The organism is Clostridium sp. AF36-4 (assembly GCF_003435975.1).
GTDB lineage: Bacteria > Bacillota > Clostridia > Lachnospirales > Lachnospiraceae > Eubacterium_F.
Map to the genome: position 1 here is coordinate 1 of NZ_QTVH01000028.1, position 23,887 is coordinate 23,887.

General features: G+C 39.7%; 26 protein-coding genes and 1 pseudogene. 21 read left to right on the plus strand and 6 right to left on the minus strand.

Features of this window, described 5'->3' with window-relative positions; translation table 11 throughout:
* Positions 1-165 precede the first annotated feature (165 nt).
* A complete protein-coding gene (locus DW005_RS11735; protein ID WP_242989461.1) occupies positions 166-438 on the minus strand; it encodes a pyridoxamine 5'-phosphate oxidase family protein in 273 nt (90 codons plus the stop codon).
* A gap of 38 nt (positions 439-476) precedes the next feature.
* Complete coding sequence (locus tag DW005_RS11740) at positions 477-872, minus strand: pyridoxamine 5'-phosphate oxidase family protein (RefSeq protein WP_117479657.1); 396 nt, start codon at positions 870-872, stop codon at positions 477-479.
* Positions 873-1,024: 152 nt separating this feature from the next.
* On the opposite strand from DW005_RS11740, the gene DW005_RS11745 reads away from it, so the two are divergent.
* Entirely contained in the window at positions 1,025-1,363 is a 339-nt protein-coding gene (locus DW005_RS11745; RefSeq protein ID WP_117479659.1) for a helix-turn-helix domain-containing protein, read from the plus strand.
* A gap of 68 nt (positions 1,364-1,431) precedes the next feature.
* On the opposite strand, the gene DW005_RS11750 is transcribed toward DW005_RS11745, so the two are convergent.
* On the minus strand, positions 1,432-2,142 hold the full coding sequence (locus DW005_RS11750) for a 4Fe-4S binding protein (protein ID WP_117479661.1): 711 nt from the start codon (positions 2,140-2,142) through the stop codon (positions 1,432-1,434).
* Positions 2,143-2,256: 114 nt separating this feature from the next.
* On the opposite strand from DW005_RS11750, the gene DW005_RS11755 reads away from it, so the two are divergent.
* From DW005_RS11755 to DW005_RS11765, 3 genes are read left to right on the plus strand one after another with little or no spacing between them, the layout of a single operon-like run.
* A complete protein-coding gene (locus DW005_RS11755; protein WP_117479663.1) occupies positions 2,257-2,925 on the plus strand; it encodes a Crp/Fnr family transcriptional regulator in 669 nt (222 codons plus the stop codon).
* Complete coding sequence (locus DW005_RS11760; RefSeq protein ID WP_117479665.1) at positions 2,912-3,493, plus strand: sce7726 family protein; 582 nt, start codon at positions 2,912-2,914, stop codon at positions 3,491-3,493. The genes DW005_RS11755 and DW005_RS11760 overlap by 14 nt, the downstream gene beginning before the upstream one ends.
* Positions 3,494-3,499: 6 nt before the next feature.
* Entirely contained in the window at positions 3,500-3,967 is a 468-nt protein-coding gene (locus DW005_RS11765) for an 8-oxo-dGTP diphosphatase (protein ID WP_117479667.1), read from the plus strand.
* A gap of 30 nt (positions 3,968-3,997) precedes the next feature.
* On the opposite strand, the gene DW005_RS11770 is transcribed toward DW005_RS11765, so the two are convergent.
* Positions 3,998-4,192 carry a YjfB family protein gene (locus DW005_RS11770; protein ID WP_022375856.1) on the minus strand — a complete coding sequence of 65 codons (195 nt, stop codon included), beginning with the start codon at positions 4,190-4,192 and terminating at the stop codon, positions 3,998-4,000.
* 136 nt (positions 4,193-4,328) lie between these two features.
* Here DW005_RS11770 and DW005_RS11775 point away from each other — a divergent pair, with 136 nt between their 5' ends.
* From DW005_RS11775 to DW005_RS11800, 6 genes and pseudogenes are all read left to right on the plus strand, one after another.
* Entirely contained in the window at positions 4,329-4,823 is a 495-nt protein-coding gene (locus DW005_RS11775) for an RNA polymerase sigma factor (RefSeq protein WP_022375855.1), read from the plus strand.
* Positions 4,823-6,262: a hypothetical protein gene (locus DW005_RS11780; protein WP_117479671.1), complete on the plus strand. Its 1,440-nt coding sequence runs from the start codon at positions 4,823-4,825 to the stop codon at positions 6,260-6,262. Before DW005_RS11775 ends, DW005_RS11780 begins: the two co-directional genes overlap by 1 nt.
* A gap of 245 nt (positions 6,263-6,507) precedes the next feature.
* Positions 6,508-6,906 carry a hypothetical protein gene (locus tag DW005_RS11785; RefSeq protein WP_117479673.1) on the plus strand — a complete coding sequence of 133 codons (399 nt, stop codon included), beginning with the start codon at positions 6,508-6,510 and terminating at the stop codon, positions 6,904-6,906.
* Between the two features lie 293 nt (positions 6,907-7,199).
* Positions 7,200-7,847, plus strand: a complete 648-nt coding sequence (locus tag DW005_RS11790) for a DUF4230 domain-containing protein (protein ID WP_117479675.1) — start codon at positions 7,200-7,202, stop codon at positions 7,845-7,847.
* Positions 7,848-7,998: 151 nt separating this feature from the next.
* Positions 7,999-8,208: pseudogene (locus DW005_RS11795) on the plus strand (type II toxin-antitoxin system HicB family antitoxin); the annotation flags it as partial.
* Positions 8,209-8,563: 355 nt separating this feature from the next.
* Entirely contained in the window at positions 8,564-9,907 is a 1,344-nt protein-coding gene (locus DW005_RS11800) for an MATE family efflux transporter (RefSeq protein WP_117479679.1), read from the plus strand.
* Here the strand turns inward: DW005_RS11800 and DW005_RS11805 are convergent.
* Entirely contained in the window at positions 9,888-10,595 is a 708-nt protein-coding gene (locus DW005_RS11805; RefSeq protein WP_117479680.1) for a LytTR family DNA-binding domain-containing protein, read from the minus strand. The genes DW005_RS11800 and DW005_RS11805 overlap by 20 nt on opposite strands.
* Positions 10,592-11,869: a GHKL domain-containing protein gene (locus tag DW005_RS11810; protein ID WP_117479682.1), complete on the minus strand. Its 1,278-nt coding sequence runs from the start codon at positions 11,867-11,869 to the stop codon at positions 10,592-10,594. The genes DW005_RS11805 and DW005_RS11810 overlap by 4 nt, the downstream gene beginning before the upstream one ends.
* A 165-nt stretch (positions 11,870-12,034) precedes the next feature.
* On the opposite strand from DW005_RS11810, the gene DW005_RS11815 reads away from it, so the two are divergent.
* The 11 genes from DW005_RS11815 to DW005_RS11865 all read left to right on the plus strand — a co-directional run bounded on the left by DW005_RS11815 (position 12,035) and on the right by DW005_RS11865 (position 23,853).
* Positions 12,035-13,729 (plus strand): SH3 domain-containing protein, encoded by a 1,695-nt coding sequence (locus tag DW005_RS11815; RefSeq protein WP_117479684.1) that lies wholly within the window; start codon positions 12,035-12,037, stop codon positions 13,727-13,729.
* A 25-nt stretch (positions 13,730-13,754) separates the two neighbouring features.
* On the plus strand, positions 13,755-14,378 hold the full coding sequence (locus DW005_RS11820; protein ID WP_117479686.1) for a methylated-DNA--[protein]-cysteine S-methyltransferase: 624 nt from the start codon (positions 13,755-13,757) through the stop codon (positions 14,376-14,378).
* Positions 14,379-14,456: 78 nt separating this feature from the next.
* Complete coding sequence (locus tag DW005_RS11825; RefSeq protein ID WP_117479688.1) at positions 14,457-15,047, plus strand: hypothetical protein; 591 nt, start codon at positions 14,457-14,459, stop codon at positions 15,045-15,047.
* A gap of 90 nt (positions 15,048-15,137) precedes the next feature.
* Positions 15,138-16,040 (plus strand): precorrin-6B methylase 2, encoded by a 903-nt coding sequence (locus tag DW005_RS11830; RefSeq protein WP_022376265.1) that lies wholly within the window; start codon positions 15,138-15,140, stop codon positions 16,038-16,040.
* Positions 16,041-16,045: 5 nt separating this feature from the next.
* Positions 16,046-16,276 (plus strand): FeoA family protein, encoded by a 231-nt coding sequence (locus DW005_RS11835; RefSeq protein ID WP_022376264.1) that lies wholly within the window; start codon positions 16,046-16,048, stop codon positions 16,274-16,276.
* The gene (gene feoB / locus DW005_RS11840) at positions 16,273-18,303 is read left to right on the plus strand and encodes a ferrous iron transport protein B (RefSeq protein WP_117479690.1); all 2,031 of its coding nucleotides are present in this window, start codon (positions 16,273-16,275) and stop codon (positions 18,301-18,303) included. Before DW005_RS11835 ends, feoB begins: the two co-directional genes overlap by 4 nt.
* 114 nt (positions 18,304-18,417) lie before the next feature.
* Positions 18,418-20,673, plus strand: a complete 2,256-nt coding sequence (locus tag DW005_RS11845; protein WP_117479693.1) for an endo-1,4-beta-xylanase — start codon at positions 18,418-18,420, stop codon at positions 20,671-20,673.
* A 109-nt stretch (positions 20,674-20,782) separates the two neighbouring features.
* Complete coding sequence (locus DW005_RS11850) at positions 20,783-21,460, plus strand: TIGR00266 family protein (protein WP_117479695.1); 678 nt, start codon at positions 20,783-20,785, stop codon at positions 21,458-21,460.
* A gap of 65 nt (positions 21,461-21,525) precedes the next feature.
* Complete coding sequence (locus tag DW005_RS11855) at positions 21,526-21,774, plus strand: heavy metal-associated domain-containing protein (RefSeq protein WP_117479697.1); 249 nt, start codon at positions 21,526-21,528, stop codon at positions 21,772-21,774.
* Positions 21,775-22,058: 284 nt separating this feature from the next.
* On the plus strand, positions 22,059-22,553 hold the full coding sequence (locus DW005_RS11860; protein WP_117479713.1) for a sigma-70 family RNA polymerase sigma factor: 495 nt from the start codon (positions 22,059-22,061) through the stop codon (positions 22,551-22,553).
* A gap of 22 nt (positions 22,554-22,575) precedes the next feature.
* Complete coding sequence (locus tag DW005_RS11865) at positions 22,576-23,853, plus strand: hypothetical protein (RefSeq protein ID WP_147324440.1); 1,278 nt, start codon at positions 22,576-22,578, stop codon at positions 23,851-23,853.
* Positions 23,854-23,887: the final 34 nt, after the last annotated feature.

A 23,887-nucleotide genomic window follows, 5' to 3' on the forward strand; every position in this document is an offset into this window, starting at 1 on the left:
TACAAGTATAATTTTTTTCAAAAACCTCTTGACTATTTATAGTTTGTCACCTCTTTTTAATAGCTTGTTTTGGGCAGATTTCTTTGCATTGTCCGCAGTGCAGGCATCGATTTTGGTATCGCCGGGATAAATTCCCTTCATATAAGGATTTCTTTCAAATATTTCTTATAATTTTTCGGAGTGAATATTTTTAATTTTACCGCGAAGGGAAATCGCCCGTTTCTCTGCGGTTGCAGACAGGGCGATAAATTTCTGCTCCATAAGCTGAGTATAAAGGGATTTCCCTTTTGCCGTCAAGAAATAAACACCGGATTCATCCCAAAGCATCAAATCAATGATGCGGGTTACCGGATGACCGTCTGCGCCAATCGTTGCCATGGTGGCGGAATGAAATTCGTTTACCAACAAATTAAGATACTGCTTTTTCGTCATTGTCATTATATGTTCTCCTTTCTGGCGGCAAAATGGGTTACTTCTTAAAATGTATACGGTGGATTTCCGGAGAAATCAGCAATTACACCATGCGGCTCATCTAGGTAAAATACCTCAAAAATCGGATTATCCGCAGTCTCATACTGTCCTTTGACAATCGGATTGGCTATACACATTTCTTTTGCAGCCATGTTGTTTTCAAATACGGCTTTTCCGTGCAGGCGAATCCATGCATAAGATGGACTGGAAACAGAAATTTCAATTTCCGGATTGCTCTGCATATCCAGATAGACATCTTTTGTGTTATTTGTGCAGAACCACAGTTTTCCGTCCATTTCTCCGGCAAACATAAACGGGCGGCACTTTGCTTTCCCATCGCGTCCTACGGTAGCGAGATACTGTACCGGGTTTTCTTTTAAAAATTCAATTACTTTGTTCATAATAAAACCTCCTAAAAATTTTTTTGGAAAAAATATTGTGTTTTCCTGTTGATGATATTATAATATCGCCACAGAGACCTTTCGTAAAGTAAGCACTATTTTGTGCTGTAGTTACCAAAAGGAAACAATTGCGAAAAAAGGAGGATTTTGCCATGGAAAATATATCAACAGCAGAAAAACTTCCTGCCTGTCCGGTGGAAACGACGCTTACTTTAATCAGTGATAAATGGAAAGTCTTGATTTTAAGAGACTTACTTCCTGGGACAAAACGGTTTGGGGAGTTAAAGAAATCAATCGGACATGTTTCACAGAAAGTGTTGACAGCACAGCTTCGACAGATGGAGCAGAGCGGACTTGTGAATCGAAAAGTATATGCCGAGGTGCCGCCAAAAGTTGAATATTCATTGACGGACGTGGGATACAGTTTGAAACCGATTTTAGACGCTATGTGGACGTGGGGCGAAGAATATCAGAAGAAAATGGAGAAATAATCCCCGGCGGCTTTGAAAACCGCAGCGGGGATTATGAAGACATACACATCATGTATTGTGTGTTGTAATTAATCTAAAATCTGTCCATCTGTAGAAATTGTGACAACCTGCCATGGGGTAAATTTTCCACTGTTTTGCAGTGCTGTCTTTGCCGCATGCTCAAGTCCGCCACAGCACGGTACTTCCATGCGGACAACGGTTACACTCTGGATGTCATTGTTCCGGATGATTTCGGTTAGTTTTTCTGAGTAATCGATGTCATCCAGTTTTGGACAGCCCACAACGGTGATTTTTCCTTTGATAAAATCATGATGGAAATTAGCATACGCATAGGCGGTGCAGTCTGCAGCAATCAAAAGTTTGGCACCGTCAAAGTAAGGAGCCTTTGTCGGTACGAGTTTGATCTGAACCGGCCATTGTCTTAATTCGGACGTAAGAGAATTGTCTGCGGATACAGCAGGTGCTGAATTGCGGCGGTCAAACTGGCGCATTCTCTGTCCGGGACATCCACTGAATGCTGGAGATTTTTTCTCTTTTGCTTTCTTTTTCATATTTTCTTTCACAGCTTCTTCGTCGTAAGCAGCAGCTTCCCGTTCCACAAAAGTAATAGCACCGGTCGGGCAGGTTGGCAGACAGTCGCCAAGTCCGTCGCAGTAGTCGTCGCGCAGCAATTTTGCTTTTCCGTTTACCATACCGATGGCACCTTCGTGGCAGGCATTGGCACAGGCACCGCATCCGTTACATTTATCTTCATCAATCTGAATAATTCTTCGTATCATAGTTTATCCTTCCTTTCGGGTAATTGTTGTTTCTGGTTGTATTATAGAAAAGGCTGTGCTAAAATTATGTTGTTATAACAACGAAAATCATTTTTTTGAAATTGAGGAGCGAAAATGCAAAAACCACAAATACCGATTTTTATGGAAATAACGGACGCAGAATGGGATGAGATGGTTCGTCTTTTGTGTCTGCGAGAGAAAAAATTCAAAAAAAATACGATTATTTTTCATCAGGGTGACATTACAGAGGAGATGGGAATTGTCATAAAAGGAAATGTAAATATAGAAAGTGTGGATGTCTCCGGCAATGTAAGTCTGCTAGGAAATGCGGAAGCCGGGGATGTATTTGCGGAGACGTATGCACTCTGTGGCGAGGCAATGGCGGTAGATGCAGTGGCTACGAGCGAGACAGTAATTCTGTTTCTTCCTATGAAACAGCTTATGCATGAAAAAAATGCAGGATATTCGTGGTACGGTAAAATGCAGGCTAACATAATTCGTATGCTCAGCAAGAAAAATCTGGTGTTGTCAAATCGTATTTTCTGTACAACTCCGAAAAAAATCAGGGATCGTGTATACACCTATCTTTCCATGCAGAGGGTGAGAAGCGGCTGCCGGAAATTCAAGATTCCGTTTAACAGGCAGCAGATGGCGGATTACCTGAATTTAGACAGGAGTGCGCTGTCAAAAGAACTGGGACTTATGCGGGAAGAAGGAATCCTTTCTTTCTATAAAAATGAATTTGAACTTTTGGAGGCGGAGGAATACGATGTTAAAAGATAAAGATATCAGGGAACCGCTATTTGACTTTTTGGAGGAACAGTACAGGAAAACTCGGATTATAGAGGAAAAAACGATGGGAAAATCCAGAGCGGACGTTGTGATGGTTTTGGAAGAAGAACTGGTAGGAATTGAAATCAAAAGCGATGCAGACACCTACGCAAGACTTTCACGCCAGGTCAAGGATTACGACCGTTTTTTTGATCGGAATTATGTCGTTGCTGGTTCGAAGCATGCTCATCACGTGGGGGAACATGTACCGGAGTGGTGGGGTATTATTACGGTAGAAGAAGTGGATGGAGTGTGCGATTTTTATGTACTCCGTAAAGCTGAAAAAAATCCCAAACAGAAAATGCTTCATAAAATAAAATTGTTGTGGCGTCCGGAACTGGCACATATTCAAGAAGTGAATCATTTGCCGGCATACAAGCAGAAAAGCAAAGATTTTGTCCGCAAAAAAATCATGGAAAAAGTACCGGAAGACCTGCTGCATAAACAAATTAGTGATGAATTGTTTGGGCGGGATTACACGACGATTCAACAGCAGATTGATGAATTTAAAAAGAGGTGACAAACGATGAAAATGACGACACTTTGTTATATTGAAAAAGATGGGAAATATCTGATGCTTCATCGGACAAAAAAGGAAAAAGATATTAATAAGGACAAATGGATTGGTGTTGGAGGGCATGCCGAGGAAGGCGAAGGTCCGGAGGAATGTCTGTTAAGGGAAGTAAAGGAGGAGACAGGGCTTTTTCTTACTTCTTACCGGTTTCGCGGAATTGTAACTTTTGTCAGTGACCAGTGTGAGCCGGAACTGATGTGCCTTTTTAGTGCAGACAAATTTGAGGGAGAAGTAATAGAATGTGATGAGGGGGATTTGTTCTGGGTTGAAAAAGAAAAAGTACCCTCACTTCCAACCTGGGAGGGGGATGCCATTTTCCTAAAATTGTTTCTGGAAGATGAACCGCGGTTTTTTAGTCTTCGTCTTGTTTATGAAGGAGAAAAATTAGTGGAAAAGAATTTAAGATTGTATGAATCATAACAAAAAGTGGTTGCTTGATACAGCCACTTTTTATAAGCGTATGTCAATGTTTGCACCAACATTTGGATTCACTGACATTTCCATCATTTTTGCGAGTGCGTCTCCCTGCATTTCCTGTGAGTCTAAAGTTTTTGAAAGCATCGAGACACCGACTGACTGCATGAGATTGTTTGCAGCATTTGCCATGGAGTAACTGGCAATATCCATGCCTAAATCCATATCCATAACGATACCTCCTATCGAATAATTCTAATTAAATAATAGCAGAGATAGGAGAAAATAACAAGAAAAATTTATGAAAAAAGGATATTTTTGCAAGTTCACTCGTTTATATAGTGAAGACCAAGAGAAAGGAGGTTTTATGGTGAGGGATTGGACAAAAGATTATTTTCATGAAAAATATGAGTGCTACTGTGATATGGTATATCGAATCTGTATGCTTTATTTGAAAAATGAAAGCGATGCCAGAGATGGGTTACAAGATATTTTTCTGAAAATGTGGGAAAAACAACCGGTCTTTGAAAATGCTTCCCATGAAAAGGCATGGCTTATAAGTACGACCAAACATTATTGTCTGGATGTATTAAAAAGCAGTTGGCATAAAAAACGAGTGGCACTGGATATTAACCGGGAAATCATGTCGGATGAGAGAGAACAGGAGTATCCGGTGTTAGATGAGATTTTGAAACTGCCACAAAAATACCGGGAGGTTCTTTATTTATATTATTATGAAGAATATTCAGTAAAGGAAATCGGGATTATGCTCAAAAGGAAAGAGAGTACCATCCAGTCCCGGCTGGCGGCAGGAAGAAACAAATTAAAAACAAGATTGGCAGACAGAAAGGGTGTATGGTAATGAATAAACAGATAGGAAAAAATATGTTTGACGGTATGGAATTGCCGGAGCAGACGAAACAGGAAGTGTGGGGAAATTTAGAAAGTATAATTTCAAATACTACAGTAGAAAAAAGGGTACACAAAAACCGTGTTTGGGTCAGACGGCTTGGAAAAACAGCGGCTGCATTCCTTATAATGGGAGTTCTTTTCGGAACTATTAATGGCGTAAGTCATGGCGGACTTGTTGAGGCAATTTCCGGTTTGTGGCAGACAGACGAGAGCAGTCAGAAAATTGTAACAGAAATGACCGATTATCATGTGAGGCTGGATTCCGTATATGCGCCAGAAGTACTTGAATGTACGGAGAAAAGACTTATTTTTGCCGGAAGTTTTGGTCTTGTTATTTATGACCGGCAAAGTGAGCGTGTGGCGGCTACGATTGATTTGCAGAAAATTGAAAGTAATCACTTCAATGCCGATACATTGCAGACTAGGTTTCTGATTCAGGGAGACGAACTGGTGATTTATAATCTGCAAAATAAAAAAGTATATGGAAAGAGCTATCACTATAATCTTTCAACGAATGGTAAAAAAGAAACGTCGTCTCTTTTGCCGGATACTACGCAAAAAGCAGATGCATTTTTAGAGAAAGAATGGCAGAAACAGAATAAGGATAAGTATGCCGATACATTAAATTTTTATGCGGAGGGAACCTCTTTGTATAAAGATAAAGAGGGACTTCTGAGCGAAAAAGCCTTAATTTCAAAAGAAGGTAATACGATTTCATCTGCTGTGTGGTTAGTGCTTGAAGAAGACAAGACTAAGGGTGATTACCAGATGTATTTGTATCAGAAAAAAGGAAAACAAGGTGTGGCAAAAAAAGAAAAACTACGCATCCAAGCATCTACGGAGAAAGAGAAGACGACGGTCCTTAAAAGGTATGAAGAACTTAGCGGTTCGGAGATAAAAAAGGCAATTGTTGAAACCTTTTATGACAATCCATCTTTGTATGAGGGATATGTTTATCAGGGCAGTCAAAATTATCAAAAAGTAGAATTTGGAAACTGTGATGTGGTAATTCCAATTGTCAAAATCACAGGAACAAATAGACAAAAAGATACGGTAAAAGTAATTGGACAATTCTACTGGTATGGCTTCAGCTTGTCCGGAAAAACTTTATATGAGGCGCAGTCCGGTGGTGGGGTGGCAGTCATGTTTTTGAAAAAAGACGGTGGCAGATATCAGGTGAAAAAGGTAGTACATCCAAGAGATGGTGGATTATTACAGAAAGACTTGGTGAAATTATATGGAAGTGATGGAAAAGCTGTTTCAGATGTTCTCGAAGATTCGCTTGCGGATGAAGTAGTTAAAACATTGAGAACTTATGTAAAACAGAATCAGCTGGATATTAAGTATTACAAGGCATTTGGGTGGGACCCGGAGAAAATTGATGAATAGGATGAAATCAACGAAAGTCTACGCTTCGTAGGTAGTGTTATTTTTGTTGAGCGGGTGGAGGATGGATTGTTTGCCCTCGATTTGGTGAAAGGAATTGATGACAGGGAAAAATCGTATGATGACACAGAAAACGGAGGGCGTTGGAGCAGGCTGCAAAAATGTTGTTTGGGTGAAAATTGACAAATATGGCTGCGAATCATATAATTCTATATGTTATTTAGGAAAAAGTAGTAGAGAGGAATATTATGTTAGAGCCAAAAGAAGTTAATTTATCGCCCATGCCAAAGACATGGATTTTAGATTTGGACGGCACAATCGTTGTCCATGACGGGCCGTATATCTTAGGACACGATAAGTTTTTGCCGGGAGCAAAAGAATTTTTAGATGGAATTTCGGAAGATGATATGATTATATTTCTGACTGCCAGAGGTGAGTGGGAAAAAGAGCATACCCTGCGGTTTTTAAAAGAAAATCATGTGCGCTATGACCATATTATTTTTGGCGCAGGACAGGGAGAGCGTGTGCTAATCAATGATAATAAACCGGACGGACTTGTCACAGCGGTCGCAGTCAACACAACAAGAGATAAATTCTGCCAGACCAAATTTCAGACGGATTATAATCTGGGAACAAGGTTTGATTGATTTTTTTAGTTTCCGTAATTTAGGAAAAAATTTTGTGTCTCGTGGACGGCTCTCGCCTTGATAAATACGCGGAAGTATTGATATGAAGATTTGTATATCGTATACTTCCGCGTATTTATATCCACTCGCCGCAAAGTTTTCGCCTGAATTACTGGAATGCTAAAAAGGTTAGCACTGATTATTAGTACGAAACGTATGTAGTATCTATATACAAAATTATGATAATGTGTTAAGATTATTTAGAAAAACATTTTATAAAAAAACAACCGAAAAAGCCATTAGGAGGGGTAAAGATGGAGTCAAAAAACAGTCAACTAGAAAAGACGGAAAAAAATCGCACAAAAATTCTTAAAAAATTATTAGGAAGTAAAATTGTATGGGGAGTCGTCTGTTTTGTCTTAATAGGAATATTAGTATATAATGTTAAAGATTCTTTTTTTACTGACAGTGATACTAAGAAGTTAGGATTTGAGAATATTGGTGAGTTGGCTACTCAGTCTGCATATTGTTCTCAAGTGGATACGATTAAGGATGCAAGAAGTTTGTTTGGTATGGAAATTCCATTTACGCAAAGTCAGTATGTCTATAGTTATGATATAGTGATAAAGGCTGGATTTGATTTTAAACGTATTATCCCAGATGTAAATGATAAAAAGAAAGTAATTACTATCCATATGCCTAAACCTAAAATATTAAGTAGTGAAATAAAAGAGGATTCTTGTAAAGTGTATGTGGAAGATAAGAGTTGTTTTACGCCATTGACGGTAGAAAAAATGGGTAAAGCACGGATAAGAATGAAAGAGGTTGCTGAAAAGAATGCAATTGCAAACGGATTGTATGAAAATGCCACTGAAAATGCTAAGAAGTTGCTAAAAAATTTTGTAGGTGAATTATATAATCTTGAAGAATACCAGATTAAGTTTGAGGAGGATAACAAATGAAAGAGAAGAATAAGTTTAAATGGATAAAAATTATTTGCGGCATAATAGTTGCTGGAATCATATTGTTTTACTTGTGGCTATTTTTTACTGCGTGATTTTTTAGAAAACGAAATTAATAATCAAGGTTACTATTTTGGGTGAATTGAGAGCAATGAAAACGCTAAGCGATTACATGAAAATGAATTATCGAATGGAAATTGTTGAGGATGCAGAGGAAGGTGGCTTTGTGGTTTCGTTTCCGGAACTTTCGGGATGCCTTACTTGTGGAGATACAAAAGAAAAAGCAATTGCTAATGCTATAGATGCAAAGAGAGCATGGTTTGAAGCTGCACTAGAGGCAGGAATGGAGATAAACATTCCGGGTGTGCCAAGTAAAGATATTTAATCTTTTTAAGATTCTAGTAATTTAGCCAATCCATTTTGTATTGAGCGAGTACAAACGCGTGGGTATGAGATATGCGTTTTTTGCATATCCATACCCCTACGCAGTTTGTTAAGCGGGAGCGCTCATGAAATGCAAATTGGATTGGCTAAATTACGGAAATTAAAAACTTAAAAAACATTGCTTGCAAACACCTAAAATATATAGTACAATAAACCCCTAAAACCTATGTGAATTTTTCTAAACAGTTTTGTTTATTTTTCGTCACATCATCTGCCGATGGTGTGATTTTTTGTTGCAAAGGAAAGGACGCTTGCGAAGAAAGGAGTTCCCCATGGAACAAACATTTATGAAAGAAAAGAAAATATTACCGCTCGTATTGTCAATGTCACTGCCAATGATGTTGTCCATGCTGGTAAATTCTCTATACAATATTGTTGACAGTTATTTTGTGGCACAGATTAGCGAGCAGGCGATGACTGCATTATCTTTAGTATATCCGCTGCAATTACTGGAAACGGCAATTGCAGTTGGATTTGGGATAGGAATGAATGCGGCAGCAGCGTATTATCTGGGCGCAAAAGAACAAAAGCGGGCTGATGATGTTGTGACATCGGGACTTGCCTTAAGCCTTTTACATGGTGTCATTTTGATGGCTGCAGCACTTCTTTTTGCGCCGGCATTTGTTTCGATGTTTACAGAAAATGAAAAGATTCTTGCGGATGGTGTAAAATATTCAAATCTCGTATTTATTTTTGCGGTTCCAAATGTTATTGCGATAACGTTTGAGAAAATATTCCAGGCAGAAGGACGGATGAAAGTTTCGATGTTTAGTATGTTGTGTGGATGTATTGCCAATATAATACTTGACCCACTGTTGATTTTCGGTATCGGGATATTTCCGAAAATGGGGATTGAAGGAGCTGCGCTGGCAACCGGTATTGGACAAGTAATACCGCTTATTGTGTACTTGTTTATTTTTATCAAGCACCCGGTATCACTGCATTTTCACTGGCATAAAAAAGTCTTCCAAAAACGGTTGATGGGGCAGATGTATGGAGTAGGAATTCCGGCGACATTAAACCTTGCCCTTCCTTCCTTTATGATTACGGCACTTAATGGAATTCTTGCTGTGTATTCCGCATCGTATGTGCTGGTGCTTGGCATTTATTATAAACTGCAGACATTTATTTATCTCTCGGCAAATGGTATTGTGCAGGGAATCCGACCAATTATCAGTTATAATTATGGCGCGGGAGAGAGAGGGCGTGTCAAAAGAATTTTTATTACTGCATTAATTATGATTGCTTCCATTATGTTTGTTGGTATGTTGATATGTTTGGGATTTGCAGGAAATCTGATAGGACTGTTTACAAAAAATTCGCTTACGATTTTGGATGGCGCACAGGCGGTACGCATTATCTGTATGGGCTTTGTGATATCGGCAGTTTCGGTTACGATAAGTGGTATGTTAGAGGCATTGGGGAGAGGCGTGGAATCTTTGATTCTTTCGCTGCTTCGTTATGTTGTCGTAATTATACCGGCGGCATTTGTGCTTGGAAAACTATTTGGCGGTGCAGCAGTCTGGCACTGCTTTTGGATTGCAGAGACGATTGCATCGCTTACAGCGGTTTTCTTAATTTACAGGCGAAGCCCTTTTACTCAAACATGTAGGTAAAATAAGCTTCCTTAAATGCGAGGGAGCGGTTGCGTGAAATCGGCAGTGTAACACCATCTGTCATAGTCACACTGTTTTTAGTAAACTGATTTACGAAATTTAAGTTAATAATGTAACTGCGGTGGCAGCGGAAAAATCCCTGTTCCAAAGTAAAAACTTCTTCGCACCGGGAAAATAGTTCGCGGATTTCGATACTTGTACCGTTATGAGGAAAAACGAGAACGGATTTGTTTTGAGCTTCTAAATAGTTTGTATCTTCCAGTGCAATTTTGCAAAATCCGTCCGAAGTGCGGGCAACAAAGATTTCTTTCTGATTCTTTATCAGCGCTATAAAATCATCCATAATAGACCAAAGCTGATTGGGAGAAATCGGCTTTAGCAGATATTGAAGTGCCTTGACCTCATAAGAGTCAAACGCAAATTCTTTGGATGAGGTCAGAAAAATAATGGGAACGTTTTGATTCTGCCTGCGTAATTCCTTAGCTGTATCAATACCGTTTAGAAGCGGCATAAGGACATCGAGAAAAATCAGGTCAAAGCATTCACTTTTTTGCGCAAGAATCAAATCATCTCCATTTTCATAGCAGTGGACAGAAAGAGAAATTGACTGGTGAATTGCCCATTGCTGTAAAAGAGATTTTGTTACTTCGCTTACTGCCACCTCATCATCACAAATTGCTATTTTCATATGCACCTCGATAGAATGATTTTTAATACAAAACAATGTTCCTCAACAGAAAAATGACATTGTCCATTTAACTGTTGTACATAGTATACAATACTTTTGGTTCCAATACCATGACCTTTTTTATCCGAAATTGGAATCCCGTCAATAAATTTTGGCATTGTTTCAATGGGATTTTTTATTTCCAACAGCAAAAGATTTTCCTTTTGCATAATTTGTAAGGAGACCCATTTTTCGCCTGATGTATGTTCTAGTGCGTGCAGTGCATTTTCCAGTGCATTAGATAAAATCGTACAGAGAGAGAGGTCCGGACACGGCAGGTCCTTTTGCACACAAATTTCTGGCAGGAAATTGATGTTTCGCTCAAGAAAACGTGTTTTATAAATGGAAATTACCGAGTTTAAAGTCTCATTTTTGCAGTATCTTGTGACAATTGTGTCATCATAAGCGGTGCCGATTTCCTGAATATAGGAAATGGCTTTTTCCGGATGATTCTGGTTTAGCATGGAGAGAATAAGATTTAGGTGGTGGCGCATATCGTGCCGCAAAATGGCAAGCGTCTGTTCGCTGTTACGGACCTGCTCAATTTCTTTTTGCAGCGATATTAGCTGCATTTCCATTCGGTCGCTGTACTGGCGGATTTCCGATTTTTTCTCGGATTCCTTAAAGTATACAAGCAGAAAAATGAGATAGCCGATACTAAAAGCAAATCCCATAAATTCAACAACGACTTTATTTCCGGAGTACAAAAGATTGGAAAATTTCGTTGAGGCATAATCAAAAATATAATAAATAAATGGAAGAAAGCCGATGATAACAAGCTCCTTATTTTCCTTTAAAAAAATAGTTTGTGTTGTCCGGCGGACAAATTTGAACAAGAAAAAGAATGTGATAAATGTTATAGCAATTCGTGTGCTATAGTACCAGACCGGATTCTTAGTAAGCGTAAGTGCAAAAAGTCCGATCCAGTTGCTGAACTGACAGCACAGATAGGCGGAAAAAACAGAAATACAACAGGATAAAAGTGAATAACGGTAACACAAAAACAAAAATAAAATGAGCGGAAGGTGTACCAAAACAGGGTAAAGCTGATTGGCAAACGCCGTGCCTGTAAAGAGGTTGATGCCCCAGTAAAAAAAAACATCCACCAATGCAAACAAAAGCAGTTTTCCGAAATTTTTCATGATTGGTTTTACACCAAGAAAAAACGCAGAAATGAAAATTCCGAAAAGCAGTGTTGTTAAATTGTGTATGCCGGTAAGTAGTTGTAAAATCATCTGTGGTATTCCTTTCGCTGCCGATTATCTGCCCTTATTATACGACATTAACTTTCACATGGCAATCCCGATTTGCTATTCACGCTGTATAATTACCATTCACGCAAATCGCCGGATAGCGAAAAATTATATGATAAAATAGAGAGCGAGAAAGGAGTGAGTGCGATGGGGAAAAACAGAAAATATATCGCAAAAATTTTTCACAGTCTGTTTGGCGTGGTATTTGTTTTCGCAGGCGTACTTTTATTTGGTACTTCGACAAAAGCAGCCGGAGATGTCACGCGTTATCGAACCGCATATCTGCAAAACTGCTGTCCGGGCATTCAGGTCGTTGCCCATGCGTATTTAGTAGGAAACGATAATGTGGCAAATTACTGGAAAACCATTGCCGTTGATAAGGTGCCTGTAAACACGAAAATTCAGGGGAAGACGATTGACCCGCAATATTTTCCGCAGGATAATATTGAGAATCTGAAACAGTTGTATTCATCCGTTCAGGGGTATCAGAATTTCACGTGGATTTCCGGTGCATATCTGGAAAATGAAGGCAGCAAGCTTCAAGTTGTCGCCTATGATAAAAATTACATTATTTACTGGAGCAATGGCTACCGCAGTTTCACGGAAAGTCCGGTTATGTGTAAACAGTATCTGCTTATGGCATCACATCCGCCGGGCTTTTACAGGCTGCCAAGGAGTGTGGTATGGCTGGATTGTGGACGAACAGAAAATGTAGTTCCGACAGGGGAGACGATTAAGAAAGAGGGAACCGGAAGAGTCACTTCGTCATTTATTGGAATCAGTCCGATTCCGGGAACAGCAGATTCCGGTGACGTTTACAAAGTAAAGGTAAATACCGAGTTAAATGTTGTTTCTACGGTGAAACTTCCATCCCGCACATCGGACACAACGGATACATATTACAAAATTTCTTTTAACGGAAAGAATGACGTAAATTATATGACGAGAAATCGTCCGGGATATTACTATGTAAAGAGTAAGTATATCAATCTTTACCGGGCAGACATGAAAACGCCGAGTAATCTGGTGGACTATCAAGTGAATTATCCGGTTACTTATGCGAATCAGAAAAGGGATATTAATGTGCAGGCAGCAGCTAATTCATCCAGTGAAGTTTTGGGATATCTGCAAAATGAGGCACAGGTTCAGGTGTATGAAAAAGAGAGCAACGCCAGCTGGGCAGCCATTTATTTTAACAGTCAGAAAGCTTATGTGCCTGCAAAATACTTGAAAAAAGTGGTAAAACCGGTAGTTCAGAAGCCGAAAAATGTGCCAAAGAATTTCCGTATTAAAACCATCAAAAACAATCAGTACGTTTTGAAGTGGGATAAATCGTCCGGCTGTAAGGATTATCAGATTATATACTGTAAAAATTCCTTTGGCAGTCTGACTTCAAAGAAAAATGTTCTTTATAAAAATAATCATTATAAGAAGAACACGATAACGGTGAAAAAGTCATATTTGAAAAAACGTACCTGCATTTACATTGCACTGGCGGCAAATTATGAAAATGGAACTTCGAAAAAAATCTGGCTGGATGTGTATGTGCCGGGGAAACCGAGAGCCTTAAAGAAAAAGCATTTGCAAATTTCTTCAAAAAAAATTAAAATAAAGCAGTACCCGGATTATGTAATGAAAATCCAGTACTCAACCAAGAAATCATTTAAAAAGGCGAAGACGGTCTCGAATAAGGGTAGACTGGTACGTGCGATTAAGAAATTGAAACGAAATACAACATACTATATCCGCTATTGCTCGAATACGGTAGTTGACACGGATGCCGGTCAGAAAAGTGTGTATGGACAATGGTCTAAGACTTTAAAAGTGAGAACAAAAGGGTAATGACACAGAGGAGATTTAATACATTATGAAGACAAGAGAAGAAGCACTAACCTATGGGTTATCCTTCCCAGACACATATCAGGACGCACCATTTCGAGATGCCAACTGGCAGCTTGTAAGAGTGAAAAAAAGTAAAAAAGTTTTTTTGTGGACTTATGAAAGGGAAGGACTTCTCTGTCTGAATGTAAAGGTAACGCCGGAGAGCAGAGATTTCTGGCGTGGTATTTATGGTTCCGTAGTACCGGGATGGCATCAGAACAAGGAACACTGGAATACGATTGTTTTGGATGGAACCATCCCGGATGCGGATGTTCGAAAAATGATTTATGAGAGTTATGAACTTGTCACGGATAATCCGACAAAACGGATTTATGAAGCAGTGAAAAAGATTCCGAAAGGGCATGTGGCAACTTACGGACAGGTTGCTGCCATGGCAGGAAATGAAAAAATGGCGCGTGCGGTTGGAAATGCGCTTCATAAAAATCCGGACCCGGACAACATCCCATGTTTCCGTGTGGTGAACAGTAGGGGAGAACTTTCGGGGGCTTTCGCTTTTGGCGGTGCCAATGTGCAGGCAGAACAGCTGATGGCAGACGGTATTGAAGTGGTAGATGGAAAAGTAGATTTGACCCGTTATGGAATCAAGTAAAAATCCGATATATAAAACAGAGTCATGGATGATAATATGAGATAAAAGGATTTATCGATGACAAAGTGAGGAATTTACATGAAAACAACTGGGGAAAGTTTCCCAATGACGAGCGGGAGCGTACAGGGCGTACAGGAGAGAGAGCAGGATATATGGAAAAAAGTGTGCGAACAATTGACGGACATAACTTCTGGTATGTCAGAGGAAGAAAAACAAGACTATGAGAAAAAGATTCGGGCAAAATTGCAACGAGGTGCGAACTTATCTGTAGAGGAGTTAAATTATCTGAGAATTCACAATCCCGAATTATATCGAAGTGCAATGCGTGTAAAAACAGCAAAACAACAACTGAAAGAGCAGTTAAGACACTGTAAATCGAAGCAGGAAGCAAATACTCTCATTGTCCGGGCAATTTCCAGAATCAGTGACAAAGACCCTGACAAAACATATCTGACAGCGGGATTGCGGAAAGTCGCAGAAGAATTCAAGAAAAGCTTCCGGTACGCCAGACTGCCGGAAACCAACGACCAGAAAAAAGATAAAAAAGCACATGGTAAGAAAAAACAGGATAAGAATTCATCCGATATGTTTGGCTCCTTATTACAAATGCTGACACTGGAGCCTTTGTTGAGCGAAAGCCTTCAAAACTTTATAGGGGTACAAAATTAACTCCCTTTCATCTTGCTTAGCCCCCTGTTTTAGTGGTATAATCTGCTTATAAAAATAATTGATAAAAAATATCAAAAGGGGGCTTTTATAATGGAAAAACAGATATTTACAAACGAGGTTATTTTATCTTGGCTTCAATATTATGCAAAGAATACAACAATTGATTTGGAACATGTGAAAATTATTGATATTACAAAGAAAAACAAGAATGTAATTCCTACAGTTGAATCCCACAAAACGACAATGGTATTTACCAATGCAGGAATTGACGATATTTTTTACCGCTTGTGGAATGCCGGGCTTGGTGAGTGTGAGGTTTGGTACAATGACGGTTCAGAACCGGACGGACCGATTTTGAACAGTCAGGTAAAGGATATGATTAACCGTGGAATCAATGCTTCTGCCGGAATGCTGATTGTCAATCCAAATGCGAGAAACACGGCAAAAATCGGCATTGGCAATGAATTTTTCAAAAAGGGCTCTATTCAGTATGTGGGAAGTGAGATTCGTGCTGTTATTTTAAATAAAATGATGGTGGATACGCAGGACGATGTCTGTGTTATCGGAGGAGAGAGTATTGCCATTGAGACCGCTCTTTTGGCTCCGGAAGGAACGGTTATTGCTGTTGAATATAGTGCTACAGACCGTGATACAATGGAGGAAAATGTAGACCATTTTGGGTTGCAGAATGTAAAAATTATTGACCACGTGGATGAAGAAACAATGCGTGACTGTCCGGTTCCTTCGACGGTATTCATGGTAGCCAGCGCAAGTATGAATCAGGAACTTGAGTATTTTGTTAAGAAGAATCCAAATGTTCATGTTGTCATTTATACGTTGGATTTTCAGGTGGCAGCAGGAGCTGGTGAGATGCTTTCGAAATTGGGAATTCAGGATGTGGAGACAATTCAGATTGCGGTTTCCAGATTGTCTGCAAATCATTCCTTTAAACAGCAGCCGGCTCCTTGGATAATTACGGGTAGAGGAGAATAAGTTCTATGATATTACAAGAAGGAAAAAAGAAAAACAGCTACATTATTGAGGGGCTTTTCCTTCCGCTTCAAACGGAGAAAAGATTGGAAGCACTTGGCATGACGAAGGGAACTCCGGTGGAAGTTTTAAACCGGAAGCGAAGTGGAACGATGATTGTGCGTGTGCGAGGAACGCGTTTTGCATTAGGCAGGGGGATAACCGGGAAAATTGAAGTCGCGGAGGATAAAAAACAATGAGTGAAAATTTGGTAGTAGGTTTTATTGGCAATCCAAATTGTGGAAAAACAACGTTGTTTAACGCTTTTACCGGTGCCAATTTAAAGGTGGCAAACTGGCCTGGTGTAACGGTTGAGAAAGTAGAGGGTGCGCTAAAATACCATAATAATACATATCGGCTTGTAGATTTGCCGGGAACATACAGTCTTACTTCTTATACGATGGAGGAACAAGTGAGCAGACAGTATATTCTAAGTGATGAGGTTGACGTTATTGTGGATGTGGCAGATGCATCTTCACTGGAACGAAATTTGTATTTGACGCTGCAGCTTTTAGAGCTTGGAAAGCCGGTTGTGTTAGCGTTAAATATGATGGATATTGTGGAAAAGCGTGGAATGGAAATTGATTTGCATCGTCTGCCGGAGATGCTTGGAATTCCGGTTATTCCTGTGTCTGCCAGAAAACGTACCGGACTTGAAATTCTGATGCATGCTGTGTCGCATCACAAGGATGCGGTTATGCCGGATAAACTCGTTCATCATCATACAATGCCATCACATCACAAACATGACCATCATGCCGATCATGCCATGGTATATAGTGATGAAATTGAAGATAAGATTGATAGTATTTCGGATGCTTTGCAGAAACGGTATCCCGAAATAATTCATGTACGATGGTGTGCAATTAAACTCTTAGAAGGAGATAAAGAAATTTCTGAAAAATATCCGGTTGATTTGCCACAAGTGCTTGACCGCAGTTATGAATCAGAAATTATTAACCAGAAATATGAATTCATTGAAGAAATTGTTCAGGAAGTGTTGGTAAACAAAGAGGAGAAGGCGCAGTCAACGGATAAAGCTGACCGTATTTTGACTCATCCGATTTTCGGAATTCCGATTTTTTTAGGGATTATGGCACTTGTATTTCTGCTGACCTTTACGGTGGGAGATTTTATATCCGGGTACTTTGAATTGGCAGTAGAATGGTTAAGTGGATTTATTTCAAACGCATTGGCAGCATGGCAGGTTAATCCGGCGGTTACATCGCTTTTGGTAGATGGAATTATAGCTGGTGTAGGTGGTATATTGACATTTTTGCCTAATATTTTTATTTTGTTTTTGGCACTTGCTTTTTTGGAAGATAGTGGATACATGGCAAGAGTGGCTTATGTTATGGACGGCATTATGGGGCGGATTGGGTTATCCGGCCGTGCCTTTATTCCGATGATTCTCGGATTTGGGTGTTCGGTGCCGGCAGTCATGGCGTCAAGGGCATTAGAAGATAACAAGGATCGTATGAAAACAATGTTAGTCACGCCTTTTATGTCATGCAGCGCAAGGCTTCCAATTTACATTTTGTTTTCGCAGATGTTTTTTGGGGAAAATGCAATGATAGCAGCTTACTCAATGTATGTCATTGGGTTAGTTGTTGCTGTTTTTGTTGCTTTTATTCTTCATATTGTAGATAAAAAAGAAGCAAATGGAATGCTTATTATTGAATTGCCGGAGTATAAAGCACCAAGTGCCCGTACGATTTGGATTTATGTTTGGGAGAAAGTAAAAGATTATTTGACGAAGGCCGGAACCGTAATTTTCCTTGCTTCTATTGCTATGTGGCTTCTTTTAAATTTTGGAATACATGGTTACACAAATGAGATGTCGGAAAGTTTTGGAGCAGCAATCGGACATTTTATCGTGCCTGTGTTAAAACCGATTGGTCTTGGTTACTGGCAGATAGCCGTGGCCTTGATTGCCGGAATATCGGCAAAGGAAGTTGTTGTATCAAGTTGTGCTGTTTTGTTTGGAATAGCAAATGTAAATTCGGCAGCCGGTATGGGAGCGCTGCATCAGGCACTTGGTGCAGCCGGATTTGGTATGGTAAATGCCTATTGTCTTATGATTTTTTGCCTGCTGTATATCCCTTGTTTTGCTACGCTGGCAACGATTCGTAAGGAAAGCGGAAGTATTAAATTTATGTTTTTAGCAGCCGGATTTCAGCTGGTTATGGCATGGCTTGCATCATTTGTGGTATTTCAGATTTTTTAGTACATTTTTAGATAAAGTTTCCTTTACACTTGGTAGTAAACGTCGTATAATTTGAGTGTAAAATATAGCGTTTTCCTTATAAGGAAAATTTATATGCTATCAAGGAGGATTTATATGCAGAAGAAGCAGGCAAAAGTTTTTGCAGGATTGTTAAGTATGTCCTTAGCTGTTTCCCTTATGACACCGTTGCAAGGTGTTTCCGGTCAAGCAGCAAGAAGAAAAATTGCACTGTCCAAAAAGAGTGTTACGATGACAGTGGGACAGAAGAAGACAATTCGTATCAAAAACGCAAAAGGAAAGCGTATCAAATGGAGTATTAAGAAAAAAAGCATTGCAAGTTACAAAAAGAGCGGTAAGTATGCTGTAAAACTGACCGCAAAGAAAAAGGGAACAACGACCCTTACCTGCAAGGTGAAAAATGGCAAGTGGAAGAGTTACAGGTGTAAAGTTAAAGTCAAAAAGGCTACACTTGTCCGTACGCCGGTGGCAACAAATGATGTCGTAAAAACAACGGAAAAACCGAGTTCTACTGCGGTAGTTACGATGCCTTCTGTTCCTACACAAACTCCGACGGATGGACAGGATAAACCGCAGGAGCCAGAAAAAACACCGACGGCGGCGACCCCGACAGCAACACCAACGGCAAAGCCAACGGCGACCCCGACGGTAACACCAACGGTAACACCGACGGCAAAGCCAACAGCAACACCAACGGCAAAGCCAACAGCAACACCAACAGCAACACCGGCAGGTGAATTTGCAGAAAAAACGTATTTGTCTACCGGTTTTGAAGACGGAACGGATGGATTTACCGGACGTGGAGCAGCAAAAGTAGCAGTGGCTTCCGGCGGAAGAAGTGGAAATTGTCTTTCTGTAACCGGACGTACGAGCACATGGAACGGAGCTGAATTGAATGTAACGGATTCGATTGTGAAGGGTGCAACGTATTCGATTTCGGTATGGGTAAAGCAGACAACGGACTCTGACCAAAAAGTTAAGTTATCAGCGAATCTGACGGTTTCCGGTCAAAGTAGTTATCCGGCAATCAAGGATGAAACAACATTGAAATCCGGTGTTTGGACTAAAATTGAGGGTACTTATGAGGTTCCGGAGTCATTTTCTAAATTAACATTTTATGTCGAGGGACCATCCGGTAATTTTGATTTTCTTGTGGATGATCTTACCATTACACAGACAACAGCGGGAAAAGAACCATTTAATCCGGAAGGACTTACGAGTATCAAGGATACTTACAGTGGAATTTTTGAACGCATGGGTAATGTAGTAAGTTACAATACTTCATGGAATAATGGTTATCAGATGCAGAGTGATGATACGATGAAGTTTGTGAAACATCATTTTAACAGTTACACATTGGAAAATGAGTTAAAACCGGAGCAGGTTTTATCGAATTGGAGTGGTACGATTTCGGTCAGTGAGGCAAAGAATCTAGGATATGTAATTCCAGATGGTTACACCGAATCGACTGTTGCTAAACTGAATTTTGACAGTGTAGATAAGATTCTGGAAATTGCAAATAATTATGGCATTCAGATGCGAGGACATGTGATGCAGTGGCATCAGCAGACATCACCGCGTTTCTTTCACGAAGGATATGATGCGAATAATGATATTGTGACCAAAGCAATGATGGATAAGCGAATTGAGTTTTATATTCGTACCGTGATGAAACATGTGATGGACAAGGAGAAGAGTTTGACCGGAAAAGCAGGTTCTCTTGTTTATTGCTGGGATATCACGAATGAGTACACACACCGCACCAATCAGCCATCCGATACAACATGGGTTGATGTTTATGGTGACATGGGCTTGAAACCAACCTATGTGAAAAAGGCTTACGAAGTAGCTTATGATGAGTTGAAACAGTACGGTCTGCAGAAAGATATTACGTTGTTCTATAATGATTATAATGAATATGATGTTGCGGATGAAATTGTAGAACTCATCAATTACATTAATGAAGGAGAAGAAGCAAAAATTTGCGGTGGAATCGGTATGCAGAGCCATATTACTGTGAATTATCCGTCTCTTGAAAAATATGGAACAGCAGTGGATAAGTTTTTGGCAACCGGACTTCAGGTTCAGGTTACAGAATTGGATATCGGAATCGAAGATGGACAGACAGAAGAGGATCTGGCAAATCATTATTCCGATATTATGAAACTGCTTATTTCCAAACAGAAAAACCGCGATAAAACGGTAAATGCCCGCGGAATCACAGGTGTTACGGTATGGGGACTCTATGATGCGATTTCATGGAGAAAACCTACTTCATGTCTGTTATTTGGAGAAAGTTTAGAAGATCCAAAACCGGCATTTTATTCTTTCTTAGAGGCTGCGACAAAATAATAGCAATTACGACAGTTTTATAACCGCTTTGACAGTGATTATGGAAAGTGCAGTTTGAATATGATAGAATAAATCCAATTTATGAAATTGCGAAAGGAGATTTATACATATGAAATATTCAATTGAAGGAGCACCGTTGCCGGTAGTTATTTGTGATTTGGAGGCAGGCGAGTCCATGATTACGGAAAAAGGAGCTATGTCTTGGATGACGCCAAACATGAAGATGGAGACATCCGGCGGCGGAATGGGAAAAATGATTGGTCGTATGTTCAGCGGGGAAAATATGTTCCAGAACCGTTATACAGCAGAAGGCGGAGCCGGACAGATTGCATACGCTTCCAGTTTTCCGGGGTCGATTTTGGCATTTGAAATTGGAAATGGAAATGAGATAATTGCACAGAAGAGCGCATTTCTTGCTTCTACGGATGGAGTGACATTATCGGTTGCGTTTCAGAAAAAATTAGGTGGCGGTCTGTTTGGTGGCGAAGGTTTTATTATGCAGAGACTTTCCGGCAACGGTACGGCTTTTGTAGAAATTGATGGTTATGTAAAGGAATATGAGCTGGCAGCAGGGCAGCAGATGATTATTGATACCGGCTACTTAGCTGCGATGGATGCAACCTGTACGATGGATATTACAACCGTTAAGGGACTGAAAAATAAAGTGCTTGGTGGAGAAGGATTCTTTAACACCGTAGTGACCGGTCCCGGTAAGATTTATCTGCAGTCGATGCCGATTAACCAGATGGCAGGCGTTCTGCAACCATTTTTATCAACAAACAAATAATCTTTTACAAAGGGTGAATCTCTTGCTATAATAGACATGAAAATGTGTTAAAGGAGATGATTCCAATGGTAAAAACCGTGTTAAAAATTGACGGTATGATGTGTGGCATGTGTGAATCGCATATGAATGATTTGATTCGCAAGCATTGTAAGGTGAAGAAAGTTTCTTCCTCTGCAAAAAAAGGAGAAACTGTTGTAATCAGCGAGGAAGCGTTAGATATTCCTATGCTGGAAAAGGAAATTAAAGAAATTGGTTATGAATTAGTTTCCCATACAAGTGAGCCTTATGAGAAAAAAGGATTGTTCCGTCGATAAGAATTACTCGATTTTATCTCCGATTACGGTATGCAATGTGTGTTCCGTAATCGGAGTTTTTTTATTGGTAAAAGACCGGTAATCTGAAGGAGAAAATCCGGTCTGTCGTTTGAAAAGTTTGGAAAAAATAAAAGTCGTCTGTCCGATATATGAGGGTCTCAAAATCCTAAACAACAAAAATTAAAATCCTGCACCCATTTTCCCATCCAAATCGTGTATTATATAGAAAGTAATTATTTTCTACCATGCATGCAAAAGAAATTGTAGTAAAGGAGTATCAGGCAATGATAAATAAATATGCCGGGATAGAGTATGAGGACGTCGTGCGGCAGTATGCAGATGACATAACCAGACTATGTGTTGTCTGGACGCAGAATGAGGAAGCGGCAAAGGACTGCTTTCAAAATACGTTTCTGAAACTCTACCAGACCGAACAAACCTTTCGAGAGGAAGAACATATAAAAGCGTGGCTATATACAGTTGCGCGAAATGAATGCAGAGATTACCACAGGCAGTTCTGGAATCGAAAAGTGGATATTGGATATGTGCCACAGGAGAACCAAAAGGCTGGCTCTTTGCAAATAGAAGATGAAGAAACAGAGCAGCTTGTTGTGGCTCTGCGAAAATTACCTTTTCGATACCGTGAAGTAATTGTGCTTTATTATTATGAAGAATATGGCACGGGTGAAATTGCAAAAATGCTGCATACAAGTGTGAATACGGTGAAATCAAGACTTCGCAGAGGCAGAGAAAAACTCGCTGCTATCATGAAAAATTAACAGGGATTAAACAGGAGGCATAATGATGGATATTAAAAAAATAGATAAGATTAAAGCCCCGGAAGACTGGGTGGAAGAGGCACTGAATCCGGAAAAGATACAGGGTATTTCCCATAGGAGAAATTCAATGAAAAAACTTCGGACAGCGGCTGCGGCGGTAGTGATTTTCCTTTTGTGCGGAACTTTTGTAACTGTGGCGGCAACGAAATCCAATGTGTTTCAATCGCTTTTGGAAAATATGTTTGGCAAGGAAAATGTCACCGAGGTGGAGTTAAATCCAGAACCAACGAAACAGGTGGCAGACGTTAAGGCGGAAAAAGATGGCACGATACAATTACAGGAAAACATGATGGTGGTCGGAGAGAAAGAAAGTTTTATCAGTGAATATCATTTTGAGGGAGATGAGGAAAAAGTAGACCATGTGTACACAATAGTTTCCAATGGATTAAAGAAAATGACACCGGTTGCTTTTGAAAGTGTACTTGACGGGGAAAAATGCGGTTTTCAATATGTGGCAAGCGGCAACGAAATTTATGCCTTTAATTACACGGGAGGAATTACCGAGATTTTCTCTTATTATAAAAACGGCATAATTTACGGTGTAAGAGAAGAAAAAAATGCGACAAAAGGTTATTTGGTGGAAATCAATCTGGCAGAGAAAACGCTGAAAAAAATATCCGGCGGTAACATGATATGCAATTTTGTTATGTCACCGGAAGGTAGTAAAATTTTGTGCAATCACAGGGGAGACGGCTACTGGTCAGTCTTTGATATTGCTTCGAAGACGGAGAAAAAAATAAGTCAGAAACTCGTGAATGGATATGCCAGAACAACAGAAATTGAGTTTTTGGATGAAAACCGAATTTTAACCTACGGTGAGTCAATTTTTAAAAACAGTACAGAAGAGGATTCTACATGCGTAGTAAATTTACAGACCATGAGAATTGAGAAGAAATATTCAGGTGTCGGCCTTGTTAATATGAAATGGTCTTACCGTTACCACCACAAAAAGAAATCACTGGAATTTTATGAAATTACCGGAAATCAGTCATTTACCATTCCGGATGTTAAGGATAGTGGCGATGTAATTGATGTAAGTGGTGATTATGTATTATTTGGAAATCTAGAGGAGAAAAAACAGGCGGTTTATCTCGTTCAACTCACAAATCATACGTGGAAGAAGATGAATATTCCGAGGAAATTAAGAAATGATATGGAAATTCATCTGGTGAAAACGCAGAAGAAAATTTTGATAACAAATAAAAAGAGGGCGTATTTGGTGGATGTGAGTGCGCTGTAAATAGATACGGTCAGAGGCATAAAAATAAAAACAC

What these genes read in the sequence shown, in the direction of transcription:
- DW005_RS11775 (WP_022375855.1), top strand. Translation starts at nt 4,329, where the DNA reads ATGGTGAGGGATTGGACAAAAGATTATTTTCATGAAAAATATGAGTGC.
- DW005_RS11735 (WP_242989461.1), bottom strand. Translation starts at nt 438, where the DNA reads ATGACAATGACGAAAAAGCAGTATCTTAATTTGTTGGTAAACGAATTT.
- DW005_RS11820 (WP_117479686.1), top strand. Translation starts at nt 13,755, where the DNA reads ATGAAGACAAGAGAAGAAGCACTAACCTATGGGTTATCCTTCCCAGAC.
- DW005_RS11740 (WP_117479657.1), bottom strand. Translation starts at nt 872, where the DNA reads ATGAACAAAGTAATTGAATTTTTAAAAGAAAACCCGGTACAGTATCTC.
- DW005_RS11760 (WP_117479665.1), top strand. Translation starts at nt 2,912, where the DNA reads ATGTTAAAAGATAAAGATATCAGGGAACCGCTATTTGACTTTTTGGAG.
- DW005_RS11785 (WP_117479673.1), top strand. Translation starts at nt 6,508, where the DNA reads ATGTTAGAGCCAAAAGAAGTTAATTTATCGCCCATGCCAAAGACATGG.
- DW005_RS11800 (WP_117479679.1), top strand. Translation starts at nt 8,564, where the DNA reads ATGGAACAAACATTTATGAAAGAAAAGAAAATATTACCGCTCGTATTG.
- DW005_RS11765 (WP_117479667.1), top strand. Translation starts at nt 3,500, where the DNA reads ATGAAAATGACGACACTTTGTTATATTGAAAAAGATGGGAAATATCTG.
- DW005_RS11810 (WP_117479682.1), bottom strand. Translation starts at nt 11,869, where the DNA reads ATGATTTTACAACTACTTACCGGCATACACAATTTAACAACACTGCTT.
- DW005_RS11865 (WP_147324440.1), top strand. Translation starts at nt 22,576, where the DNA reads ATGATGGATATTAAAAAAATAGATAAGATTAAAGCCCCGGAAGACTGG.
- DW005_RS11845 (WP_117479693.1), top strand. Translation starts at nt 18,418, where the DNA reads ATGCAGAAGAAGCAGGCAAAAGTTTTTGCAGGATTGTTAAGTATGTCC.
- DW005_RS11825 (WP_117479688.1), top strand. Translation starts at nt 14,457, where the DNA reads ATGAAAACAACTGGGGAAAGTTTCCCAATGACGAGCGGGAGCGTACAG.
- DW005_RS11750 (WP_117479661.1), bottom strand. Translation starts at nt 2,142, where the DNA reads ATGATACGAAGAATTATTCAGATTGATGAAGATAAATGTAACGGATGC.
- DW005_RS11755 (WP_117479663.1), top strand. Translation starts at nt 2,257, where the DNA reads ATGCAAAAACCACAAATACCGATTTTTATGGAAATAACGGACGCAGAA.
- DW005_RS11855 (WP_117479697.1), top strand. Translation starts at nt 21,526, where the DNA reads ATGGTAAAAACCGTGTTAAAAATTGACGGTATGATGTGTGGCATGTGT.
- DW005_RS11850 (WP_117479695.1), top strand. Translation starts at nt 20,783, where the DNA reads ATGAAATATTCAATTGAAGGAGCACCGTTGCCGGTAGTTATTTGTGAT.
- DW005_RS11770 (WP_022375856.1), bottom strand. Translation starts at nt 4,192, where the DNA reads ATGGATATGGATTTAGGCATGGATATTGCCAGTTACTCCATGGCAAAT.
- DW005_RS11805 (WP_117479680.1), bottom strand. Translation starts at nt 10,595, where the DNA reads ATGAAAATAGCAATTTGTGATGATGAGGTGGCAGTAAGCGAAGTAACA.
- DW005_RS11790 (WP_117479675.1), top strand. Translation starts at nt 7,200, where the DNA reads ATGGAGTCAAAAAACAGTCAACTAGAAAAGACGGAAAAAAATCGCACA.
- DW005_RS11860 (WP_117479713.1), top strand. Translation starts at nt 22,059, where the DNA reads ATGATAAATAAATATGCCGGGATAGAGTATGAGGACGTCGTGCGGCAG.
- feoB (WP_117479690.1), top strand. Translation starts at nt 16,273, where the DNA reads ATGAGTGAAAATTTGGTAGTAGGTTTTATTGGCAATCCAAATTGTGGA.
- DW005_RS11835 (WP_022376264.1), top strand. Translation starts at nt 16,046, where the DNA reads ATGATATTACAAGAAGGAAAAAAGAAAAACAGCTACATTATTGAGGGG.
- DW005_RS11745 (WP_117479659.1), top strand. Translation starts at nt 1,025, where the DNA reads ATGGAAAATATATCAACAGCAGAAAAACTTCCTGCCTGTCCGGTGGAA.
- DW005_RS11815 (WP_117479684.1), top strand. Translation starts at nt 12,035, where the DNA reads ATGGGGAAAAACAGAAAATATATCGCAAAAATTTTTCACAGTCTGTTT.
- DW005_RS11780 (WP_117479671.1), top strand. Translation starts at nt 4,823, where the DNA reads ATGAATAAACAGATAGGAAAAAATATGTTTGACGGTATGGAATTGCCG.
- DW005_RS11830 (WP_022376265.1), top strand. Translation starts at nt 15,138, where the DNA reads ATGGAAAAACAGATATTTACAAACGAGGTTATTTTATCTTGGCTTCAA.